Annotated in this window: 12 protein-coding genes and 1 tRNA gene; 6 read left to right on the forward strand and 7 right to left on the reverse strand. The window is 56.5% G+C overall.

What is annotated here, in order from left to right:
- Positions 1 to 2 precede the first annotated feature (2 nt).
- Together WNY39_RS14065 and WNY39_RS14070 are read right to left on the reverse strand one after the other, a co-directional pair.
- Positions 3 to 866, reverse strand: a complete 864-nt coding sequence (locus WNY39_RS14065; protein ID WP_341235429.1) for a branched-chain amino acid ABC transporter permease — start codon at positions 864 to 866, stop codon at positions 3 to 5.
- Between the two features lie 82 nt (positions 867 to 948).
- The gene (locus tag WNY39_RS14070) at positions 949 to 2,187 is read right to left on the reverse strand and encodes an amino acid ABC transporter substrate-binding protein (RefSeq protein WP_342846425.1); all 1,239 of its coding nucleotides are present in this window, start codon (positions 2,185 to 2,187) and stop codon (positions 949 to 951) included.
- A gap of 190 nt (positions 2,188 to 2,377) precedes the next feature.
- Here WNY39_RS14070 and WNY39_RS14075 point away from each other — a divergent pair, with 190 nt between their 5' ends.
- A complete protein-coding gene (locus tag WNY39_RS14075) occupies positions 2,378 to 3,235 on the forward strand; it encodes a helix-turn-helix domain-containing protein (protein WP_341235427.1) in 858 nt (285 codons plus the stop codon).
- A 410-nt stretch (positions 3,236 to 3,645) separates the two neighbouring features.
- Positions 3,646 to 5,409 carry a histidine kinase N-terminal 7TM domain-containing protein gene (locus WNY39_RS14080; protein ID WP_342846427.1) on the forward strand — a complete coding sequence of 588 codons (1,764 nt, stop codon included), beginning with the start codon at positions 3,646 to 3,648 and terminating at the stop codon, positions 5,407 to 5,409.
- A 54-nt stretch (positions 5,410 to 5,463) separates the two neighbouring features.
- On the opposite strand, the gene WNY39_RS14085 is transcribed toward WNY39_RS14080, so the two are convergent.
- A complete protein-coding gene (locus WNY39_RS14085) occupies positions 5,464 to 6,360 on the reverse strand; it encodes a LysR family transcriptional regulator (protein WP_342846429.1) in 897 nt (298 codons plus the stop codon).
- Between the two features lie 126 nt (positions 6,361 to 6,486).
- On the opposite strand from WNY39_RS14085, the gene WNY39_RS14090 reads away from it, so the two are divergent.
- Positions 6,487 to 6,915 (forward strand): DoxX family protein, encoded by a 429-nt coding sequence (locus WNY39_RS14090; RefSeq protein ID WP_342846431.1) that lies wholly within the window; start codon positions 6,487 to 6,489, stop codon positions 6,913 to 6,915.
- Between the two features lie 78 nt (positions 6,916 to 6,993).
- Complete coding sequence (locus WNY39_RS14095; RefSeq protein WP_342846433.1) at positions 6,994 to 7,878, forward strand: VOC family protein; 885 nt, start codon at positions 6,994 to 6,996, stop codon at positions 7,876 to 7,878.
- Positions 7,879 to 8,126: 248 nt separating this feature from the next.
- Here the strand turns inward: WNY39_RS14095 and WNY39_RS14100 are convergent.
- Positions 8,127 to 8,201: transfer RNA gene (locus WNY39_RS14100), tRNA-Asn, on the reverse strand.
- Positions 8,202 to 8,282: 81 nt separating this feature from the next.
- Positions 8,283 to 9,194: an MBL fold metallo-hydrolase gene (locus tag WNY39_RS14105; RefSeq protein ID WP_342846435.1), complete on the reverse strand. Its 912-nt coding sequence runs from the start codon at positions 9,192 to 9,194 to the stop codon at positions 8,283 to 8,285.
- A gap of 45 nt (positions 9,195 to 9,239) precedes the next feature.
- Between WNY39_RS14105 and WNY39_RS14110 the strand changes: the two genes are divergently transcribed.
- Positions 9,240 to 10,562 carry an ATP-binding protein gene (locus WNY39_RS14110; protein WP_342846437.1) on the forward strand — a complete coding sequence of 441 codons (1,323 nt, stop codon included), beginning with the start codon at positions 9,240 to 9,242 and terminating at the stop codon, positions 10,560 to 10,562.
- Positions 10,563 to 11,066: 504 nt separating this feature from the next.
- Positions 11,067 to 13,112 (forward strand): ATP-binding protein, encoded by a 2,046-nt coding sequence (locus WNY39_RS14115; RefSeq protein ID WP_342846439.1) that lies wholly within the window; start codon positions 11,067 to 11,069, stop codon positions 13,110 to 13,112.
- A gap of 46 nt (positions 13,113 to 13,158) precedes the next feature.
- On the opposite strand, the gene WNY39_RS14120 is transcribed toward WNY39_RS14115, so the two are convergent.
- Both WNY39_RS14120 and WNY39_RS14125 read right to left on the reverse strand, forming a co-directional pair.
- Positions 13,159 to 13,671, reverse strand: coding sequence for a DUF3299 domain-containing protein (locus tag WNY39_RS14120; protein WP_342846441.1), 513 nt, complete (start codon positions 13,669 to 13,671; stop codon positions 13,159 to 13,161).
- Positions 13,665 to 14,165 carry a DUF3299 domain-containing protein gene (locus WNY39_RS14125; protein WP_342846443.1) on the reverse strand — a complete coding sequence of 167 codons (501 nt, stop codon included), beginning with the start codon at positions 14,163 to 14,165 and terminating at the stop codon, positions 13,665 to 13,667. Before WNY39_RS14125 ends, WNY39_RS14120 begins: the two co-directional genes overlap by 7 nt.
- Positions 14,166 to 14,170 lie beyond the last annotated feature (5 nt).

Genomic DNA, 14,170 nt, shown 5'->3' on the forward strand with positions numbered 1-14,170 from the left:
CTTTATGCCTTTCCAAACAGGCCGTTGGGCCGCACCAAAAGGAGCAAAAGAAACACGGTATAGACCGCTGCCAAGGTCAGACCGGGATCGACATAGGCGGCGACAAAGGTCTCAACCAGACCCAACAGCAGCCCTGCAGCGATTGCGCCGGGGATGCTGCCCTTGCCGCCCAGAATGACGACGATCAGCGCTTTCATGGTGAACACCACACCTGCCGTGGCGGTAAAGGTCTGGAACATTGATACGACAACGCCCCCCGTCGCCGCCATCGTGCCGCCGATTGCAAAGGCGGTACGCGCGGCGCGGTCGGTGTCGATGCCAAACAACGGCGCGCTTTTGGGGGCCAGTGCCACGGCGCGCAGGATCATGCCCCAGCGGGTGCGGTACAAAACCACGACCAGCGCAGCACCGATCAAAAGGCTTAGAACAAGGGCCAGCAATCTGTTGCCTGCCACCACCGTGCCCAGCACGTTAACCGGTGTGTTCAGAAAGCTGTAGCTGAAGTAGCCGCCGCCAAAGATCATCAAAAGAATACCTTGGATCACGAACAACAGACCAAAGGTCAAAAGGATGCTGTCCACCTCGAGGGCCCCTTCGTCAGGGGCGCGGGCGACCAGCGGTTTCATCATCACGCGGTAGATGCCAAGGCTGAGCGCATAGCTGGCCGGCAGGACGATCAAGAGCGCCGCGATGGGGTTGATCCCGAAGGTCGAGAAAAGAACGTAGGTAGCGAAACAGGCAGCAATGATCGTATCCCCGAAGCTGAGGTTCATGATCCTTGCGATCCCGTACTGCATGGTCAGCCCCATCGCGACAAGCGCATAGGTGCCACCGAGCACGAGCCCGTTGATGACGTGTTCAAGCATGAGTTGTCCAGTTTTGTTTGAAAGCGAGGCGGCGAGACATCCCGCCGCCTTCAGCTTAGTTTTTGTCAGCTATGACCGGGGTTTATTCCCAGTCGGGCTTGGGCAGTTTGACCGCAGCCGTGCCGTTGCCGCCGTCTTTGGACACTGCAACGAACTGGCCGTCCTGCCATTGACCAACCCAGTTGATCGCACGCAGTTGGTTGTCCTCAAGGCGCGTTTGCGCACCCAGCACGGTCGAGAAGGTTCCTGTCGAAATCTCTTCGGCCACGGCGGCTTTGTCCAAGCCTACACGTTCAATCGCCTGTTCCAAAATCTGAAGCGATGCGTAGATCAGCACGGAACCCCAGTAGTCAGGCGCGCGGCCAACGACTTCTTGGTGCTTGTTACGATAATCCGCATTCAGCTTGTTGTTCGGATCGATACCGCCAAGGCTCATGGTGCCTTCAACAGATCCACCGGCGATCTTTGGATAGATCGGGAACCCTGCGCCCACACCCAGATAGAACACAGGCGGGTTAAAGCTGGCCACTTTGGCCTGCTTTGTCAGGGCGAAAGTGTGCGGCGGATAGGTGAAGGCCACAAAGGTGTCCGCCTCGGAATTGGATGCTTCGCCAACAATCGTGGCGAAATCCGATGTCTGAGGGGGGAAGGTTTTGTCATAAGCGATGTCAAAACCCGCCGCTTCAAAGCTGGGGCGCGCGGCCTTGACCAGATCGATGCCGAAACCATCGGCAACGGAAATCATGGCGATCTTGTCATTGATGCGCCCGGCCTCGCGTTCGGCCACAAGGATGTCGGTAAAGGCCGATACGTAATCGGCGCTGCCGCCCATGAACCAAAAGCTGGTATCCCAACGTTTGACAAAATCAGACGCTTTGTCGGTCACGGCGGCACCGGCAAGATGCGGATAGCCGAATTTGGCCATCAAAGGTGCGACGGCAAGGTTAAAGCCTGTGCCCCAAGGCGGCAGAATGAAATCCACCTTGTCTTGTGTCGCAAGACGTTCGACCGCGCGCACGACTTCTTCGGCGGATGACCGGTCGTCATAGGCGACCACTTCGATCGGCAACTGGCTGCCGTCTGGCATCTTAAGACCACCAGCCGCGTTCACTTCTGCGATCCACAGCTCGTAGTTTGGCGTGACCGTCATGTCTGCGCCGCCCGCGTTGGGGCCTGATTTCGAAATGGCGTAACCGATGGTAACCTTGTCGCGGTCTTGTGCGATGGCACTGGTCGCGCCTGCTGTAATGGCAAGTGCCGCAACGGCACATGTGGTGAGATGGCGGGCCGCGCGAACGGCCCCCTCAAACGAACTCTTCATGGTATTCCTCCCAATATGTCACGGGGTTTTTACGGCCTGATCGACCGTCCTCCCCCCCGATTCCGCGCTTCTCCCACGCGGTGCGTGTGGCAAGGGTAGGCGCAGTGAGGGCCAAGGATAATAGACAATTTGAGGGAACAATGGTACTTTTGACGGGAAAATACCCGCCTGATCTAGGAAGTCATCGATTTTGGAACGTCAAACCATCCAAGCAGAGCGCATCAAAAGCGCCCTGACCAATACGGAATTTGCGACCTCGGGCGGGCGCGCGACCTTTATGTTGCTGGTCTCGGGGCAGGGGGTTTTCGTATCAGACGAGATCGAGCGTGACGTGATTGGCCCCTGCATTATTTGGGCCCCAACGGGGTGGTCCACGCGCATTACGCTGGCGGCGGGCACACGCGGTTTTTTGATCCGCATCCCCGAACGCATTCTGGGCCGCGCCCTGCCGACGGATTTAATCTCGGCCCATGTGCGTCAAGTGGTTAGCCGCCGTATTTTCCTGTCAGAACTGCCCAAGCCGATGATGGAATCCCTTGTCGGGCTGTTCAATAAGGTCGAAACCGAAACCCACGATATGGAGCCGGGGGCCGAGACGGTATTACTGCATTGCGTGTCGCTGCTGTTGATCGAAATTTGGCGCGCTGCGGCACCGCCGCTTCAGGCGACCGCACCGCCACCGCACCGGATTTCGGATAACTTCTTCAATCTGGTCGAGCTTCATTTGCAAAACCACTGGACGGTTGGCGAATACGCATCGCGTATCGGCGTCTCGCGTGACCGGTTGAACGAAGCAGTGCGCCGCGCCATAGGCATTCCGCCGCACCAGCATATTCAGCGTAGATTGGTAGAGGAAGCCAAGGCGCTGTTGGTCACGACCAATCTTCAGGTGGCTGAAATCGGCTATAAGCTGGGTTTTGACGACGCCGCCTATTTCACGCGGTTTTTCCGGCGTCATGAAAAGCTCGCCCCAAGCCAGTTCAGACGCACCTTTACGCCGATCTGGCGGTCGCGGTCGGAAGAGGTGTCTTTTGCGGAATGGCCATGAGACGAAAGGGCTGGGTTTCAATGGCTTTTGCGGCACCGTGACACCCATTTTGGTGTCTGGCTTTGCCACCCCTGAAAGGGGCCGCTGGCCAGCTATGGAAGCGCAATTATGAGAGCTTTACCAAAGGCAAATGACACAATTGCGCCATAGTTAAGAATGGGTTAGGCTCCGCCGAACATATATATTTGACTGACAACTTTAAATAGAAATTTTTAACACCTCCAACTTGGCTAATCGCACTGACCTATGTTAACGAAGGTTGGTAGGGCGATCACTTGAAACGGTTTCTACACAAGCGGGTCGCTATCGTCTTGCTTAGGTCAAATTTTGACCACAACCGCGTGATTTTTATCGCCTGAAAAGTTGAGGTTTAGGCAAAAACGATGATGACATGCTTTGATGGAATACTGATGAACCCGATTTTCTTGGGGGTTCTTGGTGTCGGTGCCGTGGCTGCATTTGTCATGGTGTGGATGTTGAAATTCCAAAGATTTAGCGCAAAGCCTTATTATGCAATGGCTTTTGTTGCTTTGATCTGGACGCTGGTCGTTGTCGGTGCCGAAGCTGCCTCGGACGATTTTGAATGTCAGTTCCAACTGGCCGTATTGGCGTGGTTGGGCAATGCGACCGTACCGGTTGCGTGGTGTTTCTTTGTTTTTGGCTATGTCGATAACGCGGCTTGGGTCAGAAAACCCAAGTATTATTTGGTGCCCCTCGTCGTCACAATCTCTGTCTTTACCTTTGCCGCGACAAACCAGTGGCATCACCTTGTCTATGATGAAGCGACACGGATGTTGCCGGGGCAGGACCACGTCACTTATGTCCACGGGCCGGGTTTTTACGCGATCATCGCAACGATGTATTCCTTCGTGCTTGCAACCCTGTGGTGTCTTCTGCGGGGGTTTTTCCGGTCCGAATACTCCGCCTGGCCGCTGCTGGGCACATTGGTCGCGGTGACGCTGACGCCGCTGGCGACAAATGTGGCTTATATCACGTTGGGCTTCACGATTTTCGGCCTCGATCCCACGGCCTTTATGTTCATCTTTGCCGTCATCGCGTTTAGCTCATTGCTTGTGATGAACAAAACGCTGGATATGGCCACTGTGGGGCCGTCGATCTTGTTCGATACGATGACCGAACCTGTCGTTTTGATTGATCGAACCTACAACATCGTGCAGATGAATACGGCGGCGAAACGCAGCGGATTGCATGACGGGGCAGGTCACCTGCTGAACGACGTGCTAAAGAACATCGAACGTTCGAATGTCTCGGCAGAAGTCGAAAACCTTCAGATTGGCGAACGCTTCTATGAGCCAAGAATTCAGGAGGTCGCAAGCCCGCTTGATCCGACCAGTGGCATCCTTGGCTGGAGCGTTACCTTTGTCGACATCACCGACCGTATGGCCATCAGCGCGGCGCTAGAGAAGGCCCTGGAAGCCGCAGACGAGGCGAATGAGGGTAAGGACGAGTTTATTTCGGTGGTCAGCCACGAGATGCGAACGCCGCTGACCTCGCTTACCGGGGGCTTGGCGCTGGCGCTAAGCGACCGGTTCGGCGATGTGTCCGCCCCTATGAAATCCCTGCTAGAGATCGCCCACCGCAACGGCGTGCGATTGTCGCGGTTGGTTGATAATATCCTGCTGGCGCAAAAGATCGACATCGGGGCCTTGCCCCTGGATGAAAAGCACGTGGACCTTGCCGATCTGCTGGACGAGAGCCTTGAGGAAAACAAGATGTTCGCGTCAACGCGGGGCGTGCGTTTTGTCACCGCGAAAAACGACGACTCGGCCATCATTGTCGGGGACGCATTTGCCTTGCGTCAAATCGTCGATAACCTCGTTTCCAATGCCATCAAATTCTCCAAGGAGAATGGCGTGGTCGAAGGAGCGTTGAGGATCGAGAACGGGCGCGCCAGATTGTCGATCAAGGATTCAGGCCGCGGTATCCCCGACGGCATGGAAAGCCAGGTTTTCGGCCATTTTGAACAGGTCAAAAATGGCGGGCAATCGTCGACGCAAGGGTCGGGGCTTGGTCTGCATATTTCAAAGAAACTTGCCCAGCAGATGTCTGGGGATGTTTTCTATGACAGTGAGGTCGGTGTTGGGTCGACCTTCCATGTTGAATTCCAGCTGGTGGATGACGCCGACGTCGAACCTGCGCAATTGGCTGGCTGAAACGGCATGCGTGCGCGAACCACTGTCCTGAAATAGCGGTCTAACAGCGCCAATTTACCGCCAAGCGGACGCCAACCCCTCAGGGCCAGCCAGAAAATCCAGAAAGCTGCGCATTTTGGCCGGCATATAGCTGCGGTCGGCATAGATCGCGTGCATTTGCAGCGTGGGCCAATCGATCTGTGGCAGCACCGCCTCTAATCGCCCGGCCTCAAGGTCCGTGCGGGTCAACCAGTCGGGTAACATGGCAAAGCCCATGCCGGCAGTTGCGCATAGATGAAGCAGGCTTTCATTGCCGCTGACCATCATGGGCGTCATTTTCACATCCATGCCGTTCTCACCGCCGAAACGCAGCCGTCCGTCCGCTGCGACCTGAGAATAGGCCAGAAAGGGTGCGTCGGTCAGGTCCTCCGGTGTTTGCGGGCGGGTGAACTGATCCAGAAAATCGGGCGATGCGACCAGTTTGAATGTAATCCCGGTCAGCTTGCGCGCGATAAGCCCCTCATCCAGCTTAAACGCGACCCGCAGCGCCAAATCGATACCTTCTTCTACCATGTTGGTCTTGCGACCGCTGAGGTCCAAATCAAGGATCACATGGGGGTTCGCCCGATGATAGGCGGCCAGCACCGCTGCAAAGGCGGGGGTACACATCCATATGGGGATCGAAATGCGCAACCTGCCTTGGGGGGATAGGGTGTCTGTCCTTAGCTGTGCTTCGGCTTCGTCCAACCCTTCTAGCATGGGGCGGACGGTCAACAGGTACTTTGCCCCGGCTTCGGTCAGGCTGACATTGCGGCTGTTGCGGTTCAGCAAACGCGCACCCACCCGCGCCTCGATATGCTGCACATGTTTGCTGGTCATGGCCGGCGAAAGCCCCAGCCGGTCGGCCGCGACGGAAAAGCTTTTGTGCTCGGCGACTTCGGCCAGCACGCGGAGGCTCAGAAGGGTGTCCATGATTATCAACCCACAGTTAATGGTTCATCAAATAATACACCAATGATCATCTGAAAGAAAACGCTTAGTTATGCGACCATCAACACATGTACCGCCGCTTGGGCGGCTTTAGGAAAGTAGAAAAATATGGCTTCGATTGATGCAAAGATGACAGCGCCCAGCAAAGGCTGGAACATTGGCCTTTGGGTGGCGCAGGCGGCACTGGCCGCGATGTTCTTGATGGCCGGGTTTATGAAACTGACCACGGCACCGGCTGAAATGGTCACAATGGGGATGCTTTGGGCCGAAAACACGCCTGTGGCCCTGATCCGCTTTATCGGTCTGGCCGAGGTATTGGGCGCAATTGGCCTTATCCTGCCAGCCGCAACGCGCATTATGCCCCGCCTTACCAAACTGGCGGCGCTTGGCTTGGCCGTGATCATGGTTTTCGCCTTTGGCCTGCACAGCGTCCGCGGCGAATTCGAAGTGTTGCCGATGAACGTGATCCTGTTTGCGCTTGCCGTTTTGGTGATCTGGGGCCGTACCAACAAGGCACCCATCACACCGCGCGGCTGATTGATCCCGCGCTGCGCCCCGGCATGTTTCGTCGGGGCGCGGCACCACAAAAGCCCCCTTTATCCGAGATTTCCCCAAATGACAGACCTAACCAGCGGCCCGACCACGGTGCCTGACCCACAAGCCGACCGCCTGTCGTGGGGTGTTATCGAGCTTCAAGTGACCGACATTGATCGGGCGGCCTGGTTCTGGACAACTGCTTTGGGGTTGATTGAACGCGATCACGCCGCACCCGGCATCGCGTTGGGCACACGCAAGCAGACGCTGTTCATTCTGCATTCAGGGGCGGAAAAGCCTGTCGCACCTTCCTATACAGGCATGTATCACGTCGCCATTGGCGTCCGCAGCCAGCTTGATTTTTCCCGAATTCTGGCCCGTTTGCTCCACATGAACATACAGGTTGGCCCGACCGATCACTTGATGGCCAAATCGCTATATCTGACCGATCCCGACGGGCTTGAGATTGAGATCACCCTAGAAACGCCCGAGCGGTTCGGCAGCTTTGGTGACATGTCCAAAGGGTTGATCCTATATGACGTTGATGGCCGTCCGCACAGCGGGCGTGGCCCTCTGGACGTGGGGGCCGAACTTGACCCTGCAAAGGGCGCCGATCTGATGGCCCCATTGCCGGATGACACATATATTGCGCATTTGCATTTCAAAGTACCCAGCATCGAACCTGCGTTGAAGTGGTTCGAAACCCTCGGGTTCGAGCGGCACCTGACGCTAGAGGGCTGGGGCTTTGCCGATATGGGCGCGGGCAAGCCAAACTCACACCGCTTGGCCATGAACATCTGGGCCGGCCCGTACCGCCCCGCAGCGCCCAAGAACATGGCGCGATTGGTCCACTACGAGCTGATCGCGCACGATCCGGACGTTCTGGCTCGCGTCCAGAAAAATGGCGCTGACGCGTTGAAGGGGCAAGATCCGACCGGCGTATACTATACCCTCCGCGCGGCGTAGGGCTGAAAAGAAACGGTTTTATCTCCCGTTGGCATAGCTACTGCCTGCTTGGTTTATTCTGAGGGGGTGTTGCCGTGAAGACTTTTGGGCCGGTTCACACATATGTGGACCGGCCCAAAAGCGTTAAGGGCCAAGCCTAAACAAAACAGCTCGACCGTTCGGTTCTTACCGCTGTCGCCCCGTCAAAATGATGAGCATGTCGCTAAAACCAAAAAAGCCACCAAGCTATTGAGCTTAGTGGCTTTTTATGGCTCCGACGGTAGGGATCGAACCTACGACCAATTGATTAACAGTCAACTGCTCTACCGCTGAGCTACGTCGGAACGGTCTGGGCGATATAGCAGTGGTATTTTGTGCCGTCCAGTGGGTTTGGGCAGTTTTTTCCAGCTTTTTCACAATTGATTTCAGATCAGCCTAAATTCAGCGTCCGCAGAGAGGGTTTTTACAGGCGAAACCCGATTTTTTCCCGTAAGATCAACAAGGTGGGCCAGAACATTGCGGGTGGCGGCCCCCAGAAGGGCGGGCGGTGTCTGGGTATAGATTTGCGCCGCGAGTGTATGTGCGGTTGCCGGGCCAGCGGACAGGGCCGTTAAAATGTCTGCCTCCCTGGATTGGCGGTGCGCGACAAGCCAGGCCAAGCGCCCCGCCGGATCGTCGATTGCGCCGCCGTGACCGGGGTAAAACGCCCGCCAGTCGCGGTCTTGTAGCCGCGCGCAAGAGGTCATGAAATCGGTCAGATCACCATCGGGCGGTGACACAAGCGAGCTGGCCCAGCCCATCACATGGTCTGCGGTAAAGCAGGCGTCCTTCCAGCCAAGGCTGATGTGGTTGCCGATGTGGCCGGGGGTGTGGATCACCTCTAGGGACCAGCTGTCGCCGTGAATATGGTCGCCGTCCTGCACGATTTGGTCGGCGCGAAAATCTTCATCGATGCCTTCGCCGCCACCGATCTGTGCGCCTTTGGCCAGTTGGGTCATAACAGATGACCGGCCCGCTGACGCATCACCAAAGGCTAGGATCGGCGCGCCGGATGCTTGGGCCAGATCGCGTGCAAGGGGGGAATGATCAAGATGGGTATGGGTGACGATGATGTGGCTGATGTGCTGGTCCGGCGCGACGGCCGCCAGAATCGCATCCAGATGCGTCGGCGACGCTGGGCCGGGATCAATCACCGCCAGCCCACGTGATCCAAGCAGATAGGTGTTGGTGCCCCGATAGGTCATGGGGGAGGGGTTATCGGCCACAATTCTACGCAAACCGGGTTCTAAACCTTCGGCGATTCCTACGGGCGGGTCAAAGTCATCGGGGGGCAGCATGGTTTGGCCTTTCGTAGGGGCAGGGGTCTGGCTAAGGTCTACAACATGTTCTTTACCTGGCTCAAACGATATATGCCCCGTGGCATCTATGGGCGCGCGGCGCTGATCTTGCTCTTGCCGGTTGTGATTTTGCAGCTGGTGGTGACGGTGATCTTTGCGCAGCGCAACTATGAAGGGGTGACAACCCAGATGACCACCACCGTTCTGCGCGAGGTGGCGCTGGTGCTGAACGTGGTCGAAGATGCCGGATCACCCGAAGCGATTGCACCGATGGTAAATGCGCAATTGGCCCCCTTGATGATGCGGGTGGCTCCGGTCTCGTTGGATGAGGTGCCCGGCCAGAACACCCTTTCATGGTATGACTATTCGGGCCGCGTGATGATCAAGCTGTTCAACGCGCGCTTGTCCGGTTTTCAAGCGCTTGATCTGACCGATCCGGGCGCGGTGCATTTGTTTGCCGACACAGATATGGGGCCGATCAGGATCAGCTTTGACCGGCGGCGCATTTCGGCGGCGAACCCGCATCAGCTGTTTGTCTACACCTTTACCTTTGGCTTCCTGATGACGTTGATTTCGTTTGTTTATCTTCGCAATCAATTGCGACCGATCAAACGTTTGGCCCGCGCGGCAGAGGCATTCGGTCGGGGCCGTCATATTCCCTATAACCCCGCAGGTGCGGTCGAGGTGCGCGCGGCGGGCAGCGCATTTGTCGACATGCGCGCCCGAATTGAACGGCATATCGAGCAACGTACCTTGATGTTGTCGGGGGTGAGCCACGATTTGCGCACCCCCCTGACGCGCATGCGGCTGAGCCTGTCGATGATGGACAACGACGAAGTCGGCCCGCTGTTGCAGGATGTCGATGATATGCAGCGGATGTTGGATGAGTTCCTTGATTTCGCCAAAGGTGCCGCAGAGGGCGAGTTTGAAAAGCTGGACCCACATGTCTTGCTGAAAGGTGCCGTGGCCGAGGCGCAACGGGCAGGACGCAACGTGACGTTGCTTCCCGCAGAAGGGGACGGTGCGGGGACGGTGCGTTTGCGCAAGGGGGCGATCTTGCGGGCGGTGGATAACCTGATCTCGAACGCGGTGCGGTACGGTACGCGGGCCGAGGTGTCCGTAATGCTGACCGACAAGACCCTGCGTATCCGGGTCGAGGATGATGGCCCCGGCATCCCCGAGGCGCGCCGCCAAGAGGCCGTGCGCCCGTTTTCGCGGTTGGACCCGGCCCGGAACCAGAACGTAGGTGGTGTTGGTCTTGGTCTTGCGATTGCGACCGATATTGCGCGCGCTCATGGCGGCGTGCTGCGTTTGGGGGTGTCAGAGAGGCTTGGTGGTCTGCGCGCTGACATTGTGATCGCACGTTAGACGGTTTTACGTAGGGTCAAGTGCGGCCTCCCGAAAATGACGCCAAATCACTGAATATGTTTTGGATTTTGGCGAACCGGATGCTATAAATCAGCCAATGGTTTGCGGATCTTCGGATGTCTCGGGCATTTTGAGATTCGTGTTATGGTTGCGGTTTCGGCCCGGTTGGCCTTTCAACGAAATGGAATTGTTGAGCGTACCGCCGGTTAACGATGCGGATTCGCACGACATCCAAGCAATACGATCTCTGGGGCGGCTAAAAATACTTATAAAACAGATTGTTAAATGAACGAAGATACGCATTATCTGGCTGGTCGAGATAGTGCAGAAAATATGCCCAGAATTTGGCAATGCCAAAATCACGGTGGGGGGGAAGGCTACGGAGGAAAGAAGACCGTCAATCAAATTGGATATGACGGCAAATATTCCATAGCCTCTACAGGGAATTCTACAAATATGATCAATAGATTCAAAAACTATTTAGCTTCAAAATCATTTCTTTTGATGGCCGTTATCGTGATCGGCAGTGTGTCGGGCATCGGCTATACCATCATTAAACTGGACCGTGACAGCCACTTGGCGACGGTAAAACGCGACGTTGAAAACGGGCTATACGCGACGGCCGAGCAGGTTCAACTGCGGTTCTTTGAAACCGTTCTGATCGCAAAGAGAATTGAAAATATACTCAGCATTTCTGGCGGGGACGTTGATGCGCAGGTCGTCAAAACCGTCGAGCAGTTCCAAAAGGACTCGCCAGAAATTGTCGCGGTTGCCTTGGCACCGGGGCTTGAGGTTACCCATAGTTTTCCGCTGGGCGATGATGAAACAGCAATTGGCCTGAAATATTGGCAAGTGCCCGAACAGATGGCCAGTGTCGCGCGGGCATATCGGGGGCAAAGTGCTGTCGTTGACGGGCCGATGCCCCTGCTTGGCGGCGGCGCGGGCTATATCCTGCGCTATCCTGTTTTTCTGCCCCGTCCGGATCGGGACGTAGATCACTTTTGGGGGATTATCTCGATCGTGGTCGAGGCCGATAGCCTGCTCAGCCCCGAACGCCATGATTTTGGCGATGCATCAAAATACCTGTTTGAACTGAACGAGATACCAGCCTCGGGTTTGCCGGTGGCCCCCAGCGGGAATGGCAGTGTGTCTTGGCGTTTTGAACCTGTCGTTGTCGAATTCAGCATGCTGGGTAACCGCTGGCAGGCGATGGCGCGGCCTGCGGACGGCTGGCCATCCTATTCGCCACAAAGCAGCTATTTGGTGGCCTTTTCCCTGTTTTCCGCAGTTGTTTTGCTGGTCGTGTTGTCGGCCTATCGCAGGCTTGCGGTGAAAAAGGACGATGCGCATGCGCTACTGGCCGAAGCAGTTGGCTGTATTAGCGAAGGATTCATTGCCTTTGACGACAAAGAACGGCTGATGATCGTGAACCAGAAATACCTAGATTATCATAGCGATATTGCCGATCTGGTTGTGCCGGGCATGACGATGGATGAATTGGCTCGCATTTCCGCGACCCATCAGCCAACGCCGCTTGGCCCCATGGAAAGGGAGACATGGATCAAAAACCGGATGGAAAATTTCCGCAATCCCGGTGAATCCTTTCTGCAGCAGATCGGCGATGAGTTTTGGCTGAAGGTCACAGAGGCCAAGACCCCGCACGGCTATACCGTGGGTATCTGGACAGACGTCAGCGCCGAAAAACATGCGCAAGGTGTGGCCGAGGCCGCAGACCGCGAGAAGACTGATTTCTTGAACAACGTGTCCCATGAACTGCGCACCCCGTTGACGGTGATTTTCGGGCGCGCGACCTTTATGCGGAACAGTGACAGGCTGCCCCAATCCAAACAGCTGGCCAAAGCGATCAGCGCCGATGGTACGCCAAGCCCTGAAGTCACCAGCGCGATCAAGAAGTACCAAGACTTCATCTCGGAACAAGGGGCGGGGATCGCGGATTCCGCGCAGCACATGATCCGCCTTGTCGAAGATTTACTGGACTGGACCAAGGTCGCCCGTGGAAAGTTGGAGCTGGACATGCAGCTTTTGCAACTGGACGAATTGGCCCGCTCGGTCGTTGAGGATTTGCAGCCCAATGCCGAAGCAAAAGGGTTGGCGCTGAGCTATGAAGGCGACAGCACCGCCGAGGCGGTTGCTGACAAAGTCAGGTTGAAGCAAATCCTGTACAACCTGATCAACAACGCGATCAAATTCACCGATACGGGGACAATCCATTTGGCGATGACGCGTGAAAAGGGTCAAATTGTTTTCAATGTAACAGACACAGGCCACGGCATTTCAGAAGAGAATATGGAGCGGGTTTTCCAGCGTTTCCAGCAGGTTGACGGATCTATGTCACGCAAAAGCGGCGGTCTGGGCCTTGGCTTGGCGATCTCGGAACAACTGGCCGCGCTGCATGGCGGGACCTTGTCGCTGACCAGTAAAATCGATCAAGGCAGCACGTTCACCCTGAAAATGCCAAGCACGGATCGCCGCGAAAAGAGCAGCGAGAATACCGAGCAAAACAGCATCACCATCGAACACGTCGCCTAAGTCGATAGGGCAACCGCCGACTGCGCGACCCCGGCTGGTATATGCATTAGCTGCGATAAGGCTCGATCCTGTCGGCGGATAATGCATAGCCAATTTCCGCCAGCTGGGTCGAGACGGACGAGACGCCGAACATACCGATCACATTCACGGCCTCGAACAACCCTTTGTTTTCATAAGGGGTGGGGGTCGTGACAAAGACCAACTGATTGGCGGGCGGCGGCGGGACGTGCACGCAGGCCCCAACATAAGGCACGAGGATAAAGGCGGTAACCCCGGTGCCGTTATGGTCAATCGGCACGATGTATCCCGGCAAGCGCACGATCTGGCCGTTCCAGTCGGTCCTGACACCCGTTGAAGCAGGCTGTTCACGCGAGAGCATCATATCTTCGTCATGGGGCAGCAAACTGCGCAGCGCGTTGGGCAAGGTTGCTTGGTCTTTTGGCAGCAGGTCTTCCCACTCTAGGTCGATATAATCCTGAGCCTGTGCCACGCGGGGCAAACCCATGGTTGTTGCCAGTCCGGCAAGAACGGTGCGGCGTTGCAATCGTCGTTTCACCATTCGAAAACCTTCATATCGTCGGCGGTCAGTGAATACCCGGTTTGCCCGAGTTTCGTCGATTGCAATTGCGTGCGCATCGTGCCGGTCACCCAAACGGCATCCCAAAGCTGATCGCCCGGCCACGGTTTGGCGCTGTCGACCATGACCAGCTGGTTCGCAGGCGGGGGCGGCGTGTGGATGCAGGCACCGACATAAGGCACCAGCATAAAGCTGGTGATGCCCTTGGCGCTGATATCAAAGGGAATGATGAAACCCGGCATGGTGATATAGGCCCCGTTCAGGGCCTCGTTCAGCTTGACCGCATTGGCGTCGTATATCGGGTTCCACGTGTCATTGATCGCGTCGATTTCGCCTTCGCCGATAATCTCGGCATAGGGGAGGCCGGGCGGAATCAGATCATCCCACATGATTTGCCGGGGCGTTGCCGCAAAACCCGCCTTGGGGGCGAGGGTCGCCCCAGACAAAAGCATCAATGCAGTTCTGCGGTTTAACATTGCAT

This window comes from Sulfitobacter sp. AS59 (genome assembly GCF_038899995.1).
Lineage (GTDB): Bacteria > Pseudomonadota > Alphaproteobacteria > Rhodobacterales > Rhodobacteraceae > Sulfitobacter.